At 41.3% G+C, this 19,240-nt stretch carries 16 protein-coding genes; 5 read left to right on the top strand and 11 right to left on the bottom strand.

What is annotated here, in order from left to right:
* The first annotated feature begins 366 nt into the window (after positions 1-366).
* Together ACYQ28_RS04945 and ACYQ28_RS04940 are read left to right on the top strand one after the other, a co-directional pair.
* Positions 367-1,377: a tRNA dihydrouridine synthase gene (locus ACYQ28_RS04945; RefSeq protein ID WP_460048157.1), complete on the top strand. Its 1,011-nt coding sequence runs from the start codon at positions 367-369 to the stop codon at positions 1,375-1,377.
* Positions 1,378-1,694: 317 nt separating this feature from the next.
* Complete coding sequence (locus tag ACYQ28_RS04940; protein WP_460048158.1) at positions 1,695-2,381, top strand: fumarylacetoacetate hydrolase family protein; 687 nt, start codon at positions 1,695-1,697, stop codon at positions 2,379-2,381.
* Positions 2,382-3,008: 627 nt separating this feature from the next.
* Here the strand turns inward: ACYQ28_RS04940 and ACYQ28_RS04935 are convergent.
* The 7 genes from ACYQ28_RS04935 to ACYQ28_RS04905 form a co-directional block, all read right to left on the bottom strand.
* Entirely contained in the window at positions 3,009-3,437 is a 429-nt protein-coding gene (locus ACYQ28_RS04935) for a phasin family protein (RefSeq protein WP_460048159.1), read from the bottom strand.
* Between the two features lie 205 nt (positions 3,438-3,642).
* Entirely contained in the window at positions 3,643-4,086 is a 444-nt protein-coding gene (phaR, locus tag ACYQ28_RS04930) for a polyhydroxyalkanoate synthesis repressor PhaR (RefSeq protein WP_460048160.1), read from the bottom strand.
* Between the two features lie 157 nt (positions 4,087-4,243).
* The gene (phaC, locus tag ACYQ28_RS04925; RefSeq protein WP_460048162.1) at positions 4,244-6,073 is read right to left on the bottom strand and encodes a class I poly(R)-hydroxyalkanoic acid synthase; all 1,830 of its coding nucleotides are present in this window, start codon (positions 6,071-6,073) and stop codon (positions 4,244-4,246) included.
* A 274-nt stretch (positions 6,074-6,347) separates the two neighbouring features.
* Positions 6,348-6,572, bottom strand: coding sequence for a hypothetical protein (locus ACYQ28_RS04920; RefSeq protein ID WP_460048163.1), 225 nt, complete (start codon positions 6,570-6,572; stop codon positions 6,348-6,350).
* Between the two features lie 539 nt (positions 6,573-7,111).
* The gene (locus ACYQ28_RS04915) at positions 7,112-7,897 is read right to left on the bottom strand and encodes a 3-hydroxybutyrate dehydrogenase (RefSeq protein WP_460048165.1); all 786 of its coding nucleotides are present in this window, start codon (positions 7,895-7,897) and stop codon (positions 7,112-7,114) included.
* Positions 7,898-8,336: 439 nt separating this feature from the next.
* Positions 8,337-9,104 (bottom strand): alpha/beta fold hydrolase, encoded by a 768-nt coding sequence (locus ACYQ28_RS04910; RefSeq protein WP_460048166.1) that lies wholly within the window; start codon positions 9,102-9,104, stop codon positions 8,337-8,339.
* Positions 9,101-10,231 (bottom strand): DUF2817 domain-containing protein, encoded by a 1,131-nt coding sequence (locus ACYQ28_RS04905; protein ID WP_460048167.1) that lies wholly within the window; start codon positions 10,229-10,231, stop codon positions 9,101-9,103. The genes ACYQ28_RS04910 and ACYQ28_RS04905 overlap by 4 nt, the downstream gene beginning before the upstream one ends.
* Before the next feature lie 158 nt (positions 10,232-10,389).
* Between ACYQ28_RS04905 and rapA the strand changes: the two genes are divergently transcribed.
* Positions 10,390-13,239, top strand: coding sequence for an RNA polymerase-associated protein RapA (gene rapA, locus ACYQ28_RS04900; protein WP_460048168.1), 2,850 nt, complete (start codon positions 10,390-10,392; stop codon positions 13,237-13,239).
* A gap of 137 nt (positions 13,240-13,376) precedes the next feature.
* Here rapA and ACYQ28_RS04895 read toward each other — a convergent pair whose 3' ends face one another.
* From ACYQ28_RS04895 to ACYQ28_RS04880, 4 genes are all read right to left on the bottom strand, one after another.
* Entirely contained in the window at positions 13,377-13,703 is a 327-nt protein-coding gene (locus tag ACYQ28_RS04895; protein ID WP_460048169.1) for a hypothetical protein, read from the bottom strand.
* A gap of 94 nt (positions 13,704-13,797) precedes the next feature.
* The gene (locus ACYQ28_RS04890) at positions 13,798-14,424 is read right to left on the bottom strand and encodes a DUF2589 domain-containing protein (RefSeq protein ID WP_460048170.1); all 627 of its coding nucleotides are present in this window, start codon (positions 14,422-14,424) and stop codon (positions 13,798-13,800) included.
* Between the two features lie 216 nt (positions 14,425-14,640).
* Entirely contained in the window at positions 14,641-15,228 is a 588-nt protein-coding gene (locus ACYQ28_RS04885) for a DUF2589 domain-containing protein (protein ID WP_460048171.1), read from the bottom strand.
* A gap of 470 nt (positions 15,229-15,698) precedes the next feature.
* Positions 15,699-16,607: an MBL fold metallo-hydrolase gene (locus tag ACYQ28_RS04880; RefSeq protein ID WP_460048173.1), complete on the bottom strand. Its 909-nt coding sequence runs from the start codon at positions 16,605-16,607 to the stop codon at positions 15,699-15,701.
* Between the two features lie 245 nt (positions 16,608-16,852).
* Here ACYQ28_RS04880 and ACYQ28_RS04875 point away from each other — a divergent pair, with 245 nt between their 5' ends.
* Both ACYQ28_RS04875 and ACYQ28_RS04870 read left to right on the top strand, forming a co-directional pair.
* The gene (locus ACYQ28_RS04875; RefSeq protein WP_460048174.1) at positions 16,853-18,277 is read left to right on the top strand and encodes a DEAD/DEAH box helicase; all 1,425 of its coding nucleotides are present in this window, start codon (positions 16,853-16,855) and stop codon (positions 18,275-18,277) included.
* A 273-nt stretch (positions 18,278-18,550) separates the two neighbouring features.
* A complete protein-coding gene (locus ACYQ28_RS04870; protein WP_460048175.1) occupies positions 18,551-18,970 on the top strand; it encodes an RrF2 family transcriptional regulator in 420 nt (139 codons plus the stop codon).
* The last annotated feature ends 270 nt before the right edge of the window (positions 18,971-19,240 follow it).

Here is a 19,240-nt window from a genome sequence, read left to right as displayed (position 1 = left end):
CTGAAAAATAAATTATTCTTATAGATCAAAGAGTTACATACACAGCCTGAAATTAGTACAATTCTTCATAGAAGCGTAATACAAGACATCTGTAGTTAACTCTATTTGTAACTACAAGGTTTATGAAACATAAACAGCTTATAAATTCACCGAATAGCAAAGAAAAAGAAACTAAATGTTTCCAAATTCGTTAAATAATCCCTAATTACGCACAAAAAGAAAAAATCTCTCCTAGAGCATGCTATTCAACGTCATAGGATTTCAAACCCTTAAATAAAGAGGCTATAGAATCTAATTCGATTACAATTCGCCATCCAAAATCATTAAGCGCACTGATCACATTCACATTGTCACAGAGTTACGCACTTGCTAAACAATCTCGCCAATAACAAATCTCGATCGCCAAAAGTCCTACTAGCACCGATGGAAGGTGTCGTTGACTTTCATATGCGAAAAATACTGACGGAAATTGGCGGCATCGATGGCTGCGTTACCGAATTTATTCGTGTAACCAATCACGCTCTCCCGTCACGAGTTTTTCTCAAACACTTCCCAGAGATTCTTAGTGATTGTGAGACTGAACACAGGGTTCCAGTGTCCGTGCAGTTACTTGGCAGCAATCCCGAGGCAATCGCCTTAAACGCGGTTAAAGCAAGTAAAATAGGTGCTAAAACCATCGACTTAAATTTTGGTTGCCCCGCCAAAACAGTCAACAAAAGTGAAGGTGGAGCAATTCTTCTAAAAAAGACTGACACCCTATTTAAAATTGTCAGCACTACCAAACAATCTCTACCCCAAGGCGTTAAACTTTCCGCGAAGATGCGCTTAGGTTATGAAGAAAAAATTGGCTTTTTAGAAAACGCACAAGCCTTAGAAAGCGCCGGCGCCGAAGAACTGGTTGTACACGCACGCAGTAAAGTCGATGGGTATAAACCGCCTGCCTATTGGAGCTACGTTAAGGCAATTCAGGAACAACTTTCTATTAATGTCATCATTAACGGCGAAATTTGGACGGTTGACGACTATTTTAAGGCGCGTGATCAAAGTGGTTGTGTTGATGTAATGATAGGCCGCGGCTTACTTGCCAAACCGGACCTCGCACTGCAAATAAAATGCGCCCTAAATGGTGAACCTATCGAAGCAATGCCTTGGTGTAAAGTTGCACACTATGTATTAAGGTATTTTTTGCAAACAACCTATACTCATCCCAATAAATTTTTAGGTAACCGACTAAAACAATGGTTATCGTATTTAAAATTAACCTATCCAGAAGCTCATGTACTTATGGAAGATATAAAACGCAGTAGAGACTTCGACTTTATTCATAACCGATTACGAATAGAAATAAACAACAATAAAATTGATGCAACAATTTAGAAGCCTCTGATTAGCCACAAAATTACTGAATTAGAATTTACTGCGTTAAAAAATAAAAACCACGAAACAAAAAACATCACAGAACACAATAAACCAGATATTTTCTATTATAAAATTAGCCTTTTAAGGGCATATATTTGCAATTTAAATATAAATCTTTATACATTATAATTGGCCCTCAAAAATTGGTTAAATCTAAACCAATTCAGTTTTAAAGAGTGTTTTACATAAAAATAAAACCAATAATATCAATACGTAATAATAGAGATAATTAATACACGCTTTTTACTTCAACTACAACTCAACAGGTACCCGCTATGACCATGGTATTTCCGGCTACAGAGCCATCAACCCTACCTGTAGTGGGCAGCGACCATCGCTTTCCCGTAAGACGTATTTACTGTGTTGGTCGAAACTATTCCGACCACGCCATCGAAATGGGTGCCGACCCAAACAAAGAACCACCCTTTTTTTTCACCAAACCTGCTGATGCTGTGGTTCCACCCAATCACCCTATAAAATATCCCAGCAAGACCGAAGAACTGCATCATGAAGTGGAACTGGTTGTTGCTCTTGAGCGCGGCGGCACGAATGTTTCGGTTGACGCCGCAACCGCAATGATTTTTGGTTACGCTGTTGGTTTAGACCTGACTCGACGCGACCTGCAAAAATCTGCCAAAGAAAAAGGACACCCTTGGTGTACAGCAAAAGCGTTTGATCATTCTGCCGTGGTTGGCGCAATAACCTCACATAAAGATTGCGGACATCTCAACGAAGGATTAATTACCTTAAAAATTAACCAAGAGTTAAAACAATCTGGAAATTTGAATCAAATGATTTGGCGAATTCCAGAAATCATTTCTAAACTCTCGGAATATTTTTCACTGCAACCCGGTGATTTAATTTTTACAGGTACACCAGCCGGAGTTGGCGCACTAGAGCGTGGCGATAAGCTAGAAGCTAAAATTGATAAGTTATCGGTACTTGTGACACACGTCGAATAAATAAAAAAAAGCCCGGGGAGTACCCGGGCACAACTACAAGCGCTACAACAAGACGATGGATATCAAATCTCAACTTTACTTTAATAGCTTAACGTCAAATCAGATATCTAAAATTTTCTATCGAAGGCTTTAAGTATTTTCATCAATTAAAGCCTTTAAATAAATCTCACAAATCTAGAATATTAAATCTCGGAAAATTTTCTTTAACTTACTGACATAACATTCAACTAAAAGAAAAACATTACGAGCGCAGCCTGCGAAAACTTTGATGATTCCCTGCATCAATACCAGCATATTTTTTGGTACATGCAATTCTTTAGAGGTTTAAACTCGTTAAACGATACATCTAGAAAACTCTAAAGCATCTTTTATACGGTTACATATTTTGATGAGCAGCTTGTGATAACAATTATTTTATTATTTTACTTTTTAATAAACATCAACAAACAAAACTAAAATTTTTTACTAAATTTTATTAAACAATTCCAATGCTATTAAATAAATCGTCTTAACACTCAAAAACAAAACCTTTCGCATTAAAACACTTTATTTAATAAAACTTCTAAACCTAATAAGAATTTTTATTTCAACTCCCTCGGGTAAAAAATTACCCAAGGGAGTTTTTATTTAGCTAGCAGCTTCTTCATCCTTAGGTGCTGGCGCCTTAGCTTTCGCTGGAGCTTTTGCACGAGGAGCAGATTTTGCAGCTTGCGGCGTTGTTACTGCCGCTTCAAACTTTTTTATTTCTGAAAATGCTCCATTAAAGAGTTCTGACATTTTTTCAGAAGTATCAGTCATCAGAGCGTAGGTTTCTTTTGCGCTGGTCATCATTTTTTCTTGAAGACCTTCAGCGTAAGATTTTTGTGTTTCATAAATACCAGCCAAATCTTTTTGAGACGCAAGATCTTTCGCGTACTCGATGCTGTCATTCATTACACCGGTTAGAAGTGAAGTTTGCTTTTCAGCAAATTTTTCTAAAACCTCAGCATTGATAGTCATCATTTCACTGAATGGTTTAGAAGCTGTCTGCGCTTGTTCTACAATTTTATCAAACATGAGTTTCTCCTGGTACCTATTAGATGCTAAACGCCATTATTGCTAAACGCTTTCAATGCATAACATTTTTTGTAATGCCGCGCCTTGATGCTGCAGCGCACAATAAAACTGTGATGATAATAGGAGGAACGTATTTTTAGGTCAACCACTTTTTGCTGCTTTGCAGCAAAAAGGACTTACAGATTTTAAATAAGAGAGAAAACTCTTATTCCTCAGAGTTTTTATCGGCATTGTGCTTGGAGATTGTTCGCCAAAAATCCATATTCTTCTCAAACATTTGGCCAAAGATTCCAATAGGAGAAGTATCTAAGATGTTGCGCATAACACTTTGCATAGCATCTTGTTGCTCTAGGAAATTCGCCATGCTTTGCTCAAGATACATGCGCAAAAACACCTGCATGTCTGAATCGTAAAAGCGGATCAACTGCTTAAGTACTTGATTGGTAAGAACAGATTGCTGATCGTTAGACTCCTGCTCAGAGATGATCTGAAGCAGAATACTCTTGGTGAGATCATCCTCGGTTTTAGAATCAATGATTTGAAACTCATGATGCTGCATCACCAAAGTCTTGATGTACTCCAAGTTGATGTATTGGCTTTGAGAGGTATCGTACAGTCGTCGATTTGGGTACTTTTTGATGATAATCACTTAGAGTCTCGCACAGTATAAATATCAGTGAGTATAGCGACTTTAGCTAAGCTGGACAAAAGAGACTCGAACATGCCTCAATTTAGTCAATTTGTGGGTAGCGCTGCGGCGCGATAAACGCTACCGCAGTATAAGTGATAATAAGCGCTCAATCGGCTTATTCAGCAACCGGTTCGGCCTCTGGCTTAACAGGTGCTTCTATTTTCTCAACACGAACTTTCACGTAGCTGCCGGGTGCGGCTTCAAGGGATTTGTGTTGTGCGTTACCGGGTTGTTTAGGTGCATCAACCTGTTCACCCGATAATTCAGATAACCACTCGCGCCAATCCAGCCACCAAGAGCCTTCTTTTTGTTTGGCGCTTTTTAGCCATTCATCGGAGGTTTTTGGGTTGCGAGTGTTGACCCAATGGTCGTATTTGGAATCATCCGGCGGATTCACGACACCGGCTACATGCCCAGAACCAGCCAGTACAAAACGAACCTTGGCTTTTGTGAGCACCTTGATACTCTCATAAGCGGCTTGCCATAAAACGATGTGGTCGTTAGAGGTAGCAAGCGCGTAGGTTGGAACGTCAATCGCGCCTAAATCAACCTCTACACCATCGACGGATATGGCATTAGGTTCTTTAATGCGATTATCCAAATAAGTGTTGCGTAGGTAATACAAAAACGCTTTTGCAGGAATATTGGTAGAGTCGGAATTCCAGTACAGAATATCAAATGGCAGTGGGTCTTTGCCTTTTAAATAATTATCAACAAAGAATGACCAGAATAAATTGTTTTCACGCAATAGGCTAAAGCAGTAGGCGAGAATCCGTCCGTCAAAATATCCTTTGGTATTCGCGGATTGTTCCACCAGCGTATAGGATTGTTCGGAAATATAATTTCCGGCTTCGCCGGGTTCAGAAAAATCAAATAAGGTCGTGAGTAACGACATTGAATTTAATAATTTGCTACGCTTTTTCTTTAATACAGACGCAGCAACACCCAATACCGTACCACCAATGCAGTATCCGAGCGCATTTACAGAACTCACACCTGAGATTTCTGCACAGACTTTTAACGCTTGAATAACGCCGTCAACAACATAGGAGTCGAAGGTTTTATCTTTATGGCGTGCATCTGCATTCACCCACGACATAATAAATACGGTAAAACCTTGATCAACCAACCACTTCACCATCGATTTCTTTTTGTCTAAATCAAGAATGTAGTATTTGTTAATAAACGGCGAAACAATTAATAACGGCTTTTCGTGAACTTTTGCTGTGCTCGGCGAATATTGAATTAATTGAAATAAATCATTTTGGAAAACCACATCGCCAGGTGTCGTTGCCAAGTCTTTACCAATTTCGAAGGCATCAAGACCAACCTGCCCGACTTTAAAGGCTTCAAGCGGACTGTTTTCTAAATCGCGAACAAAATTATCAATACCACGAGCCAGACATTCACCTTCGGTTTCGAGAATATCGCGACAAACTTCGGGATTGGTTAACGCATAGTTGGTTGGCGATAGAGAATTAATGTATTGGCGGGTAAAAAATTTAACCTGTTCGGCGGTTTTATTGTCTTCGAATTCGAGTAAATCAACCATGTTTTGCATGGTTTGCGAATTCAATAAATAGGCTTGTTTAAAGTAGCTAAACATGGGATTGGTATCCCACTGATCATCTTTAAAGCGACGATCACCACGAGGTGGCTCAACCACCGGAGCCGGTTTTTCGCTGTTCATAAATGCTTGGGCGGTGTTTTGCCACAGCTTCATTTGCGATTCTAAAAATCGCATTTGCTCTTGCATGATTTTGCTAGGATCAACCTTAACACCACGCGAAAGCACATTCATAAATTTGTCAGCATTGGTCAGTGGATTAATTTCAGCTTTACCACCGGCAAGGAATCGCATCATAACTTCATTGGCGATCTCGTTGAATAAACCTCTATACTTGTCAACGTATTGCAATATTTGTTGTTTCTCAACTTGATCCATCACGAACACTCCTGATTTGTTAGTAGCGCTATTATGTTTATGGGAAACTCTAATTAACCCAGAGCTTCTATCGATACAAGGGTGCATCGCCAATTTCAATAACAATAGGTTATGGAAATTGTGAAGAAATTGGAAATTGCATTTTCAATTTCTGTCCTCCGATTAAATCAGAATAACATTAACCAAAGGCTCCTCTAAATTAAGCGATAGGCTGCTAAGTCTTTGGGCACCTAAAAACTCGCAGCTGTTATCTGGCCAGCAAGCTGCCGAAGTTTCAGCGTTTTGTGTTACCACTGTCACTTGAGCTGGCATACTTTTCCATAAACTCTTGGGACTGTTTGACGAAATTCTGATAAAGGTCAAACATTGGGTGTGTTTCTTTTCCCCATTCTGACTTCATGGTGTTGAAAAAAAGCTGCTGAAAACGATCCACTCCGGTAAAACCTAACAACTCCCGGGCCTCTTCGGGTGTTAAATCAATTTCAATGTGTACCTTCATATGCCACCTCTTTTTGCCGACTTTCTTTAACAACTCTTTCGTAACTGCTTTTTTTAAACTACTTTTTAAACTACTCGCTTTAATTAACTGTTCTTTTTAACGACTTTTTTTAACGACTCTCTTTATCGATGCTGTTTGATGATAAATCAAACAATTTGCCGGTTGCTTTATTGAACCTATCAACCGTTTGTACTTATAAGATAAGCGTTTACTGAACCCAAAGAAACTACATCTGTACTTGGGTGATCAATGCCTTCTACCGAATCACTTGTTTCGCAAAAAAATTAGGCATATTTATTGGGTGGTAATCTTTGGATAATCCTAAATGCGGCAGATGCCATGGAGAGATTTGAGTTAAAAACAATCGGTTAAATACGACTTGTTCTGTTAAATACAAGCTGTTCCATTAAAACAAATTGCTGATGAGCAAATAAAACTGAATAAAGAAACCCCTGATTAATTCCATTACAATTTAAGCAGAAATAAATCAGAGATTTCTAAGCTGTTATATAGCGTTAAAGTGCTCGATATTAAAATGCTTATCGAGCAGTCCAAGCACCATCTAAAACAATGGCTTGCGCCGTCATATTACGTGCTACCGGTGACAACAGAAAATCAACCGCACCGCACATCTCTTCGATACTGATGAAGGATTTTTTCGGCATAGGTTGCAACATAATGTTGTTTACAACCTCTTCTTCAGAAATGCCGTGCTCACGAGCCTGATCGGCGATTTGTTTTTCAACCAACGGAGTTTTAACGTAGGCAGGGCAAAGTGTGTTGATGGTAATATCGAACTCCGCCACTTCTAGGGCGATTACTTTCGAAAACCCAATTAAACCGTGCTTTGCCGCAACGTAAGCACTTTTAAATGGCGAGGCGATTAAAGCATGAATAGAGCCGACATTAACAATACGACCAGAGCCACTTGCCTTCATGCCCGGTAACACTTCGCGCGTTAGCATGGCTGGGCCGGTTAATAAAATATCAATCAGCATTTTCCAGCGATCAACCGGAAACTCTTCCAATTTTGATACGTACTGAATACCGGCGTTGTTTACCAGTACATCCACCTTACCTGCGGCAGCAACAGCGGCTTCAATATCTTCTTGCTTGGTTACATTTAAAGCAAAAGGCATAGCAATGCCATTTTCGCTTTGAATTTCTTCAACAACTTTACTTGCCGCATTAATATCAAGATCGGTAACCATAACTTTGTGGCCATTCGCCGCAAGATGTTTGGCAATACCAGCACCAATACCGCTACCGGCACCCGTAACAAGAGCAAGTGGTAAAGTTGAGTCTTTAAAAACTGAATCTGTCATATCTCCCCCGAGAGATTTGGCTCATGAAATATAAAATCGGTTAGCAAGTGTTAGCTTGCGATATTTATCGAGAACAGCCAGAAATGTAACGATAAGGTTTATTTATTGTTATAAAACAAGTCTCGATGACGTTGGTGCCGGTCACGCATCATCAACACTTATAGGAACCTCTGATTAACTCATCCATGATTTAATCAGAGGACAGAAATTGAAAATGCGATTTCCAATTTCTTCACAATTTCATTCACTTACAGTTCCTGAAATTGGCGACACATCCTTGTGTCGCTAGAAACTCTAAGTTAATCAGAGTTTCCTATAACTTATTCGTCTGTTTAGACAGAGTTTTGTTCAATTAAACCAACCTTAAGATTGAGCCTGTGTGTTACAACAAACTCTAACCACATAAGACTCAAACTAGGGTTGATTGTTTGGGACGCCATTAAACGTCACTAGCTTTCGGCTGAGCTGACTCCGTATGTGATTGCACGATGGGCAATTGCATCAACAACCACTGCGGATCATCCAATGGTAAATCATGCCCTGCGGTTGGGTGAACCAGTAAATTAGCACTATAGAAGCTCGCCAAGATATGTGAACACCGACTAGAAACAAGCTGATCGTGCTCACTAGTAATAAACGTAACTCGGCATTGTTGTAAAAGTTTAGGATTTACAATCGGCGCGGTTGCCGCCATAAACAGCTGCCGCAAGACTTGTTTAATTGCTACGGGGCGACGTCTCGCTATTTCTGACCATAGATCATGTACCCGCCTCACCTTATTCTCTTGGTTACTAACCACTGACAAAATCTTAGATTCGCGAATCGATGCACGATCGGTGGTTACAAATGCAGCGAGTAATTTTAAGGCTTTAGAAAAATTCAAACGATGGTGAATGGAACATAGGCGATTGGATGAATTCACTGCCGTTACCGAGACAATACGTTGATCAACACTGGCCCACTCCAACGCAATTAATCCACCCAGCGACACACCCAAAACATGAATTTGAGTAAGATTTTGGGTTTGCTCGATCAAAAACTCGACAACCTTGCGTGTTTTAGCAGGCGCATCTCGATCGCTAAATCGACCAAAGCCAGGAAGATCGATGGTTACCACCGGTTCGCCTAACAGTTTTTCTGCTTGCTTAGGCAAACCACCCCAGTGGCCAGTTTCTCGTGCAAGGCCGCGCAGCCAAACCCATGTCATAGCAATTCCTGATACCAAAGATTAATTGCCGATTGCCACAAACTGTCACGGTTGTGCTCGTTCGGTAACCACGCCGAACTGCTCGCCGCAGCATGCAGAATAAATTGCAGCAACATTTGATGATCGCGAACCGCACGGCGCAAGCGATGCGGAACCATTGGATGAAATAATCCAAGTCTAGAAAACAATTGGCTAGGACGCTTACGAACCCAGTTCCATGAGCCCAATTCTAACGTAAGCGGTAAAAATAACTGCTTGTCTTTCACACGTTTGTGCAGGTAATCCCAAATATCGCCATGGGTTAAATAATGGCTCGATTGCGGCTCAAAACGATAGTTGTAATGGGGACAGGTTCTCTGCCACAACAACTTTAAAGCCATCACCTCGGACAACTGGTCAAAGGGCTTACGTCGATACGCGTAAGGAAACCAAAGCCGGTCTTCAAAACCAAAGCCTGAGTGAACATCCAGACTGATCACCAAGGGCCGCTTGATAGACTCTGCGTCTAGTATTCGCTCTAAGACTTGATTTTCAGTTTCAAGCTGCTCGGTTTTACCTCGAAACCAAGGCCAGCGGCGACTCCAGCGTTGCCCACCCGCCAACCAATGAGCATGAAAGCCGTCAGTATCAACAACATCCAAGGGCGCGTTACGATTTAAATCAACACCATTTCGGTTACAGCGGCTGCGTAGATACATTCCCGAAGGGTTCACAATCGGGACAACGGTGAGACTGATATTGTCGAGTAGATGATTTGCCGACTTATCCCAAGCCAAACGTTCCGTAAACGATTGCAAAAATCCCAAAATCACCTGGCTGCCAATACGCTCAACCCCATGAACACCGCCGGTGATGATTACCGCTGGGTTTTCAACGGCCGCATTGCCGAAATGCAGCGAATAAAGTGGCAAACTCAACTCAGCAGTGAGAGGAATTTCTGCTTCAACCTGTACTTTAAAACAACCGCTGTTACGCTTGATGATATCTTCCAGCAAAACCAGCTCAGGTAAATGCACTTCAACTTGCCGTTGGATATTTTTGGCACGATCAGGCACAAGGATTTGGGGCCTAGTTTTTGCCCACTTCGATTTAATACAGTCGTGCAACGACAAAGATACCTGATTCAACGCATCAATCTCTCAACGAACAACCTATGCTCGAAGTATAGTCAATGGGTTTGATTCAAACCTTTCCGGTGACAAACCCAGCGTAAATTTCTATCATCGCGGCTTTTTAGTCCGAAGCTCGTCGGAACGAAGTTTCATTCAGAAAATTGGAGTTGGTTTTGTCTGCACCTCAATATGCTATTGGTCAACGTTGGATTAGTAATGCCGAGAAAGAATTAGGTCTGGGAGTTGTCATTGAATTAAAAGATCGTCGCGTGACGGTCACCTACCCCGCCTGTGGCGAAATCAGAACCTATGCAGAGCGCAACGCACCGCTGACTCGTGTGAAATACGAAGTGGGCGACACTATCTACGACCTAGAAGACCAAGCTTGGCAGGTGCAATCGATCACCGATCACGGTCACATCATCTACAGCGTTAAAAACAGCGCAGGCGACGCCGATCAACTGAGCGAAGTCGAACTGAATCCGTTTGTTCACTTCAGCGGCCCACTTGAGCGCCTTTTAGCGGGCAATCTCGACAAACCTAAACACTTTCAATTGCGCCTTAACACGCTTGATCACCTGCAACGCATACAAAGCTCAGGTGCCAGCGGCTTGATTGGCGCACGGGTTGATTTTCTCGATCACCAAATGTACATCGCCAACGAAGTAGCCAATCGTTATGCGCCGCGGGTATTGCTCGCCGACGAAGTGGGTTTGGGTAAAACCATTGAAGCTGGCTTGATTATCCATCACCAATTGATCAACCAACGCGCCTCACGGGTATTGATCACACTTCCAGACAGCCTTGTTCACCAATGGCTGGTCGAAATGCTGCGACGCTTTAATCTTAAATTTATTGTCATGAGCGAAGAGCGCGCTGAAGATATTGAAGGCAGCGAAGGCATCAATCCGTTTGAATCGGCACAATTGGTGATATCACCACTGAGTATGTTCACCAAGAATGAAGAACGACTCAACCAAGCCTGCGCAGCTGGCTGGGACATTTTGTGCGTGGACGAAGCCCATCACCTGCATTGGAACGAAGCCGGTGCCAGCGATGATTACAACGCGGTTGAAGACTTAGCCTCTTGCAGCCAAAGCCTGTTGTTATTAACCGCAACCCCAGAACAATTAGGCGTTGAGAGCCACTTTGCCCGTTTACGATTACTCGATCCCGATCGTTATCACAGCCTAGAAGCCTACCGCGAAGAAGAACAACGCTATCAGCCGGTCAACCAAATCATACAAACCCTTTTAGAAAAAGGCGGAGCGCAAACTCTGGTCAACGACGCCAAACTGCAAGCAGATCTGGTCGAATTCGTCGAACCCGACATGGTTAAAGACTTGGTGGCACAAATTCAATCGCTGGATGATGAACACGAGATCGAAGCCTGTATTTTTGCCCACGTTCGAGAATTATTAGATCGCCACGGAACCGGCCGGGTTCTATTCCGTAATACTCGATCCAGCGTCAAGGGTTTTCCGAAACGTGTTTTGCACACCTACCCAATGGCACTGCCTGAAGGTTGGAATGCGGCGTCACTGTATCCAGAAACCCAACAATACGACTCGTGGTTAGAAACCGACCCCAGAATTCCTTGGTTAAAACAATTCTTGAAAGAGCGCAAGCAAGACAAAATCTTGTTAATTACCGCCAATGCTTCAACCGCATTGGATTTAGAAGCTCATTTACGATTACGCCAAGGTTTGCGCACCAGTGTCTTCCACGAAGGCATGAGTCTTTTAGAACGCGATCGCAGCGCTGCGTATTTCGCCGATTTTGAAGATGGCGCGCAATTATTAGTTTGCTCGGAAATTGGCAGTGAGGGTCGTAACTTCCAATTTGCGCACGATTTAATTCTGTTCGATTTACCCGGAAATCCTGATTTACTAGAGCAACGCATTGGCCGTTTAGACCGTATTGGTCAAACCCAAGATGTGCAATTACACCTACCCTACTTTGAAGGTAGCTCCGGTCAAGTTTTAATGCATTGGTTACACGAAGGAATTAACGCCTTCGAAAACACCTGCGCCATTGGTACCGCCATTAATGAAAAATTCGCCGAGCAAGTAAGCGCCTGTTTAAAAGCACCCGAAGATAAAGCCGCATTAGAAACTCTGGTGAGCGAAACCGCAGCCTACGCGCAAACACTGCTGAGCAATCTACAACAAGGTCGCGATCGACTCTTAGAATTAAACTCATGCAATCCCGAAAAAGCGCAAGCCGTTATCGAAAAAATTCGCGCTGCAAGTTCTGAAAACGAACTAGAAGACTACATGTCGGCCGTGTTTGATCAATTTGGCGTAGAACATCAAGACCACAGCGAACAAACACAAATTCTGCATCCTAGTGAAAGCATGCACAGCCCATTTCCAGAATTACCCGATGAAGGCATTAGCGTTTGCTTTAATCGCGAAAAAGCCTTGAGCCGTGAAGAATTGAGCTTTATTACTTGGGAACACCCCATGGTCACCGGCGCCATGGAAATGATCACCAGCGGCGAACACGGTAATGCATGTTTGTGTACCATCAAACTGCCAGCGTTACCGGCAGGCACCTGGTTATTAGAGGCGAATTTCTTAATTCACTGCCCGACACCAAAAGCCAAACAACTCAGCCAATTTTTACCGGCGTCGTCTATTCGAATTTTAAGCGATCAATCGGGAAAAGATTTGAGCGGTGTTATTTCTAGCCAACAACTAACACAACTCACCAAAACACTGCCACTAAAACAAGCTCAAAATGTTATTCAACATTTACGTGACGAAATTAAATCTCGCACCAACGCAAGTCAAAAAGCAGTGGAAAAAGCCGCAGCAAGTAAAATTAAAGAAGCAAAAGACCGATTAACTGCACAACAAAACTACGAAATTGATCGCCTAAAAGCTCTTGCGCAGGTAAACCCGAACATTCGCCAAGAAGAAATCGATTTTCTAGAAGCCGAAAAAGCCGAACTCTTAGGCTATTTAGACCAAGCCCAAGTGCGTTTAGATGCGATTCGAATTTTGGTATTAACGGAATAACTTTAAGAACCTCTGATTAACTCGTCCATGATTTAATCAGAGTTTTCTTTGTAGCAGAGTTTTCTTTGTAACAAAGTTAATTTAGAAATGGCTTTAGGAATTTTAGAGCAATAGATTTTGTATTGAATTTAAAGCTCCTAAAGTTTCATTTTATCTTTTACAAAATCCGGTATGCCCGCTGCTGCATTGGATTTCGGCCGATAATGATCGAGCCAACTGGGTTTTCGTTTAAAACCAATGTGATACACCGAGTGTTGAATCACCAATTGTTGATCGCTAGTTTGCACCACAATTAAACCTTTCTCCGAACCAACCAATTGACCACGTCCTTCACCAAGGCAGCGGTTGATAAAATCCATTTGTGCGTTAATTTCTTCTTGCGAAGGAATACGATCGGCGGTTGTTGGTCCAACAACGACGCGTTGAATGTAGGTAATTTCTCCAAGGCTGAGTTTTTCTGGCATGTCGAGACCTGTAGTTCAACAACGTGATAGCAGTATTGGCACTCAACTTTATAAACATTATCGAGTGCCATTAATTGCCTAAAAACCGTAAAATTTATTCGTTTTTTACGGCTTCTGCCTCACCACTCTCTGGATTGTACGTTTTTGCCGAGGTAATTTCTCGTGGCTCACACGCCGTAATTAAATGATCGAGAATTCTCATCAAACCTTCTGGCGCATCCATTTGTTTTGCGTGAACATGAACGTCGTATTTTGCGCTGTTATCGGATTTGCGCGTATTTTCTTTGTGAGAACTCACCGAACCGGTAATACTTACCGAAAATGGCCCCCAACCGGCTTTGGCCTTTAACGAGCCTTTTGTATCAGTCTGCTGTTTTTCTTCAAAACTGTTTTTAACTTCCATATTAAATTTAATATCTACTTCATCAACCAAAAGCGCAGGAATTGGCACAATTGCCAGTACAGGTGCCTGAATAGAAATGACTTCTTCAATAATTTCCCCGGTCGGCAAGGTTGTGGGACGAGAAGCTTTAAAGTCGACGGTTCGCGTCATTAAATCGCCGGGCTGACCGTCTGTTCCACCCTGCTCGATTAAACCAACTTCATTAATAAAATTCGTTTCTGCTTTGGCTAATTGCACCTGAGCATCACAGGCAGCCTGAAGCGGGCCACCGATTAATGCTTTCATGGGTAAGCCTTTAAACTGGTTTGCAATTGACATACTAAAATCCCTCATGTGTTTACGTTGCTGTAGGAAACCCTGATGAATTTAGAGTTTCTAGCGACACAAGGCTGCGCCGCCAATTTCAAGAGTTGCAAATAATTAAATTTGTAAGAAATTGGAAATCGCATACTCAATTTCTAGACTCTAATTAAATAACGAATGAGTTAATTAGAGGTTTTTTTGTAGTTATTTTTTAAAGAACAAGCTCAAAATTTATGTTTCCACACCTTTTACGAGACTCTGTTCTATTCTCGCCAAAACCTCTGGAGGATTTGTTCCTTCGAATTTAATTTTTAACTTTGCAGTTTGTTTGTTTTTACGACTGAAAAAAGAACCCTTACCACTGATTCGCAAGGCACGAATTTGATCATCCACCATCGCACGTTTTGAAGGTCGTCTCTGTAATCGATTTTTAATAATATTTTTATCCCACTGTTCATCCGTCATCGAAGGCTCTTTTATCTCGTTATCTTGCCAGTCGATGGCTTCGGTATCTAAATCACCCAATGGTACTTCTAGCTGCATTTCTAATTCTTTAATAACGATAGAATTTTGCGGCACCAAGGTAATTTTAGGAACTTCGACAGTAACGTATTGCGGAATGCTTTCACCGGCTGCATTGGTTTCACCGGCATTAGGATGAGGATTTGGTAATTTAAGAGGAATGGTAACGGGCGTGCCGTCTTCTTTAAAATATTCAGCAATTTGGCGAGCGTGTTGATTTTCGGCAATTTCTTGCGCTTCAACAATTGCAAACTGTAGAGCTTTGAGCAGCTCATTGATGCTAAATCCGTTTGCCATTTTACCACCTTGGATTTTTATTTTTCAAAGCAGCATAAGTAAGACTTTTGAATTTATCAACCTAAACTGAGTGGTTTTTTGACAATAGCTCGAATTCTTAAACATTAAACGCTATTTTTTAGCAATCAAAATAAAGAGCTTTATTTTATATAGCTTTTAATTTTTAGCATCATTACCTATGCGAGTAACAATCTGCTTTTTAAAAACCAATCTATAGGAAACTCTGATTAACCTAGAGTTTCTCGCGACACAAGGATGTGTCACCGATTTCCAGAACTGTAAGTGATTGAAATTGTGAAGAAATTGGAAATCACATTTTCAATTTCCTCCCTATGATTAAATCATAGATGAGTTAATCATAGGTTCTTATAAAAAACCATTACTCATAAAAAAAGCCTCTAGTATTTAGAGGCTTTCTTATCAAGAAAAATCAAATTATAGGAAGCTCTAACTAATCAGAGCTGTTGCAATTAATCTAGCGAACTGTACACAATGGTTACCCAAACTTCAGGCTTCATACCACCTTCACCCCAAGTTTTATCAAGTTCAGCCAACGGTAATTTAGCTTTTACTTCATCCATAGATAAACCTTGGTTTTTTAGCTCTGCAACTATCGCTAGAGATTTCTCAAGCATATCTCGATAGGCAATCATGTCCTTTTTATTGCCTTGCGGGCCATGTCCGGGAATGACTTTAGTGCTGTCATTGATTTTTGCGGCAATGTTATCGATGGCAGCAATGGTACCTTGAACAGATCCGCCATTACTGAGATCAATAAATGGATAGCGGCCATTAAAGAAAACGTCTCCTGTGTGTACAACATTTTCATTTTCAAAAAATACCACACCATCGCCGTCGGTATGTGCGTTTGGATAATGTTCTAACGTTACTGTCTCACCGTTAACATGAAAGCTGATTTTATCGTTAAAGGTAATGCTGGGTAGCCCCGCTTTTTCTAAAGGCTCAAATTTGCTATTAAAAGCCTTAATTTCACCACCGGAAGCGAGAATTTTACGAACGTTATCGTGAGCGACAATGGTAGTTCCCGCTTTGCCAAAATTCACATTACCACCGGTGTGGTCGCCGTGATAATGGGTATTGAGTAAATACTCAATCGGCGTTTTGGTAATGGATGCAACTTCTTGGGTAATAACTTCCGATAAAGGTGCAAATTTATCATCAATTAAAATGGTAGTTTCATCGCCAATAAATAAACCCACATTACCACCGCGACCGGTAATCATGTATATTGAGTCGGTGACTTTTTCGCTCTCTACCTTGGGTGCATCATCTTGTGCACAAACCCAAGTTGCATTGGTCGTTAACAACAATGAAGCCAAGGTAAGCAGTGGCTTTTTTGCGTTTTGGTTAAAGTGCATTCATTTCTCCTAATGTAATTACATCTTATTTTTAAGCACTTGTTGCAAGAGTGTTTATACCCACTCCGGTTGTGGTTTTCCTAACGTCTCTGCAGAAAAACCTCAGTCAAACTGCGCTCGTTGGCTATTCTTGTGAGATAATCACACATTTACGTGAGTTAAGACGTTTATTGAACCACAATTCTACAACGCTACTCGCAAAGGCTTGATTCATCAGCCAATTATTGATTTCCAGCGGACCGACTATGCAAGACGATGTAGAAAATTTGAACACTACTCCTGAAGATTTTTCCGGTTTTAATCTCGATGAGAGGCTAACCCACGCACTTGAGCAGTTATCTCTCTCACAACCTACCGAGATTCAAGGCGAAGCAATACCTGAAGTTCTATCAGGAAAAGACGTAATTGCCTCGGCACAGACCGGCTCCGGAAAGACTCTGGCGTTTTTGTTACCGGTGATGCACTTGATGCTCAAAAATCCATCACCAACAACAGGTTGCAGAGCGTTAATTTTGGCTCCAACCCGCGAGCTTGCCGATCAGATCGGTCAACAAATTAAAGCATTTAGCAATCACGCACACCTTAAATATGTGTTGTTGACTGGGGGCGCAGATTTTAAATACCAGGCGTCTAAACTGCGAAAAAATCCTGAGTTTATTGTCGCCACGCCGGGACGACTTACTGACCACTTGCGTCGAAACTCAACAGATTTAAAAGACTTAGAATTTTTGGTCTTAGACGAAGCTGACAGAATGTTGGAATTGGGCTTTAAAGACGATTTAACCGCTATCGCAGAACAAGCGAATCCAAAGCGTCAAAGCTTGTTATTTTCGGCAACGATGAGAAACCCGCAGGTTTTAGCGATCGCAAAATCCCTGCTAAATGATCCGATAAGAATCGGTACCGAGACCGCTGCCGAACACAATACCAATATTTTCCATAAATATGTTTTGTGTGACGACGATAAGTTTAAGCAAAAGTTACTGAAACTCATTTTACAAGATCACGAATCATCTCAAGTTATTATTTTTGCCAACACCAAAGCAAAAACCAATCAGCTACGCGGTATTTTAGAATATTTTGGATTGAAAGCCGGTTGTTTACACGGCGACATGACTCAAGATCAACGCCAACAAATTCTTAAAGCGTTCCGTTTTCGCAAATTTCAATTCTTGGTTGCAACCGATGTTGCCGCCCGAGGTTTAGACATTCCAGAAATCCAGTTGGTTGTTCACTACGAAATGGCACGCAAGCCAGAAGATTATATTCATCGCTCTGGCCGAACTGCTCGTGCAGGCAGAAGTGGTAGCTCTATTGCGTTTATTTGCGCCGACGATTGGAACAATAAAGCTCGCTGCGAAGGTGCCTTAGGTGCGCGCATGGAACAAATTACCGTTCCGGGATTAACCGCTAAATATAAAGGTCCAGATAAGGTTAAGTCTTCCGGCAAAATTGCCGGTAAAAAGAAGTCTAAAGAAGATACCAACAAAAAAGACGATAAACCCAAAGTTAAAGTGCGCACGCGCGATCAATTAAATAAAGGTCGTCCGAAACGCTTTGGTAAGGCACCTAAAAATAACCAAGATAAAAATGAGATTGTGTCAACTGGGAAAAAAACCACTGCCACACCCATTGATGATGGTTTCGCCCCCTTTAAAAAACCCAAATAATTAGCATTTAGCACTAAATCAGTTCGGTTTCGTACCAATATAGAGCAGCCAAGATATTAAAATACTTGGCTGCTCTATTTTTTGAGTGGCATTTTAAGAATCATTAAATTTTAATTCTGTGGATTAAATTCACAAAATCTGGCAATTTAACCGCCACAAAATGAAATAATTGCTTACGCAGTCACGCCGATACTAATAATACGCTTAACAAACTACCTAAAAGTCGTTAAAGTCCGAGCGTCGCAAGCAAAATTGTTCTGAGAACCGATTTTTATGCAACTAACAAAACATACAGACTTTGCCTTTAGAACACTTATCTATTTAGCCAGTCATCGAGATTCCCTAGCTACTATTCAAATTATTGCAGAGACTTTTGATCTTTCAAAAAGTCATTTAATGAAGGTTGTTAACAAACTGGTTAACATCGGCTGGGTAGAATCCATTCGCGGAAAAAAAGGCGGTATTCGCCTAGCGGTAGAACCACACGAAATTGGTGTCGCTGATGTTATTGTGAAAATGGAACAAACCCTAGCGCCAATTAATTGCGAAAGCCCTATGTGTATTCTTAATGGCAATTGCGCGTTGAAAGGCCACCTATGGCAGGCACAGCAAGAGTACATGAAATATCTTAAAAAGCTTACTCTTGCCGATGTATTACACGATACCAATTTACAAGTGTTAAAGTTTGCTTAAATCTTTAATGAACAATTTAATTGTGTTTATCTTCTGTAAAAAGAGCTTTTAATAGCTCTTTTTTTATATCTAATTTTTTCGTTTTACAAAAACTCCGATACATTTTGAGCGTTAACCCTGCTGCACCTTCACACAAAGCAGAACATTTACTGAGCAAAAATTCATCTCATCAAATCCTTACGACCCATCGATTCTGTACTTACACCTCACCTGTTTGGAATTACCGCAATCGGTGATATAACGTCTCTGTAATTAACTGTAATTTACAGA

This window comes from Sessilibacter sp. MAH1, from assembly GCF_054658315.1.
The sequence above is the reverse complement of the archived record's forward strand: the minus strand, read 5'-3'. Positions and strand labels throughout refer to the sequence as shown.

Bases quoted from the DNA above. Each gene is read 5' to 3' on its own strand.
- ACYQ28_RS04940 (WP_460048158.1), top strand. From the start codon at position 1,695: ATGACCATGGTATTTCCGGCTACAGAGCCATCAACCCTACCTGTAGTG.
- ACYQ28_RS04935 (WP_460048159.1), bottom strand. From the start codon at position 3,437: ATGTTTGATAAAATTGTAGAACAAGCGCAGACAGCTTCTAAACCATTC.
- phaC (WP_460048162.1), bottom strand. From the start codon at position 6,073: ATGGATCAAGTTGAGAAACAACAAATATTGCAATACGTTGACAAGTAT.
- ACYQ28_RS04920 (WP_460048163.1), bottom strand. From the start codon at position 6,572: ATGAAGGTACACATTGAAATTGATTTAACACCCGAAGAGGCCCGGGAG.
- ACYQ28_RS04915 (WP_460048165.1), bottom strand. From the start codon at position 7,897: ATGACAGATTCAGTTTTTAAAGACTCAACTTTACCACTTGCTCTTGTT.
- ACYQ28_RS04910 (WP_460048166.1), bottom strand. From the start codon at position 9,104: ATGACATGGGTTTGGCTGCGCGGCCTTGCACGAGAAACTGGCCACTGG.
- ACYQ28_RS04895 (WP_460048169.1), bottom strand. From the start codon at position 13,703: ATGCCAGAAAAACTCAGCCTTGGAGAAATTACCTACATTCAACGCGTC.
- ACYQ28_RS04890 (WP_460048170.1), bottom strand. From the start codon at position 14,424: ATGTCAATTGCAAACCAGTTTAAAGGCTTACCCATGAAAGCATTAATC.
- ACYQ28_RS04885 (WP_460048171.1), bottom strand. From the start codon at position 15,228: ATGGCAAACGGATTTAGCATCAATGAGCTGCTCAAAGCTCTACAGTTT.
- ACYQ28_RS04880 (WP_460048173.1), bottom strand. From the start codon at position 16,607: ATGCACTTTAACCAAAACGCAAAAAAGCCACTGCTTACCTTGGCTTCA.
- ACYQ28_RS04875 (WP_460048174.1), top strand. From the start codon at position 16,853: ATGCAAGACGATGTAGAAAATTTGAACACTACTCCTGAAGATTTTTCC.
- ACYQ28_RS04870 (WP_460048175.1), top strand. From the start codon at position 18,551: ATGCAACTAACAAAACATACAGACTTTGCCTTTAGAACACTTATCTAT.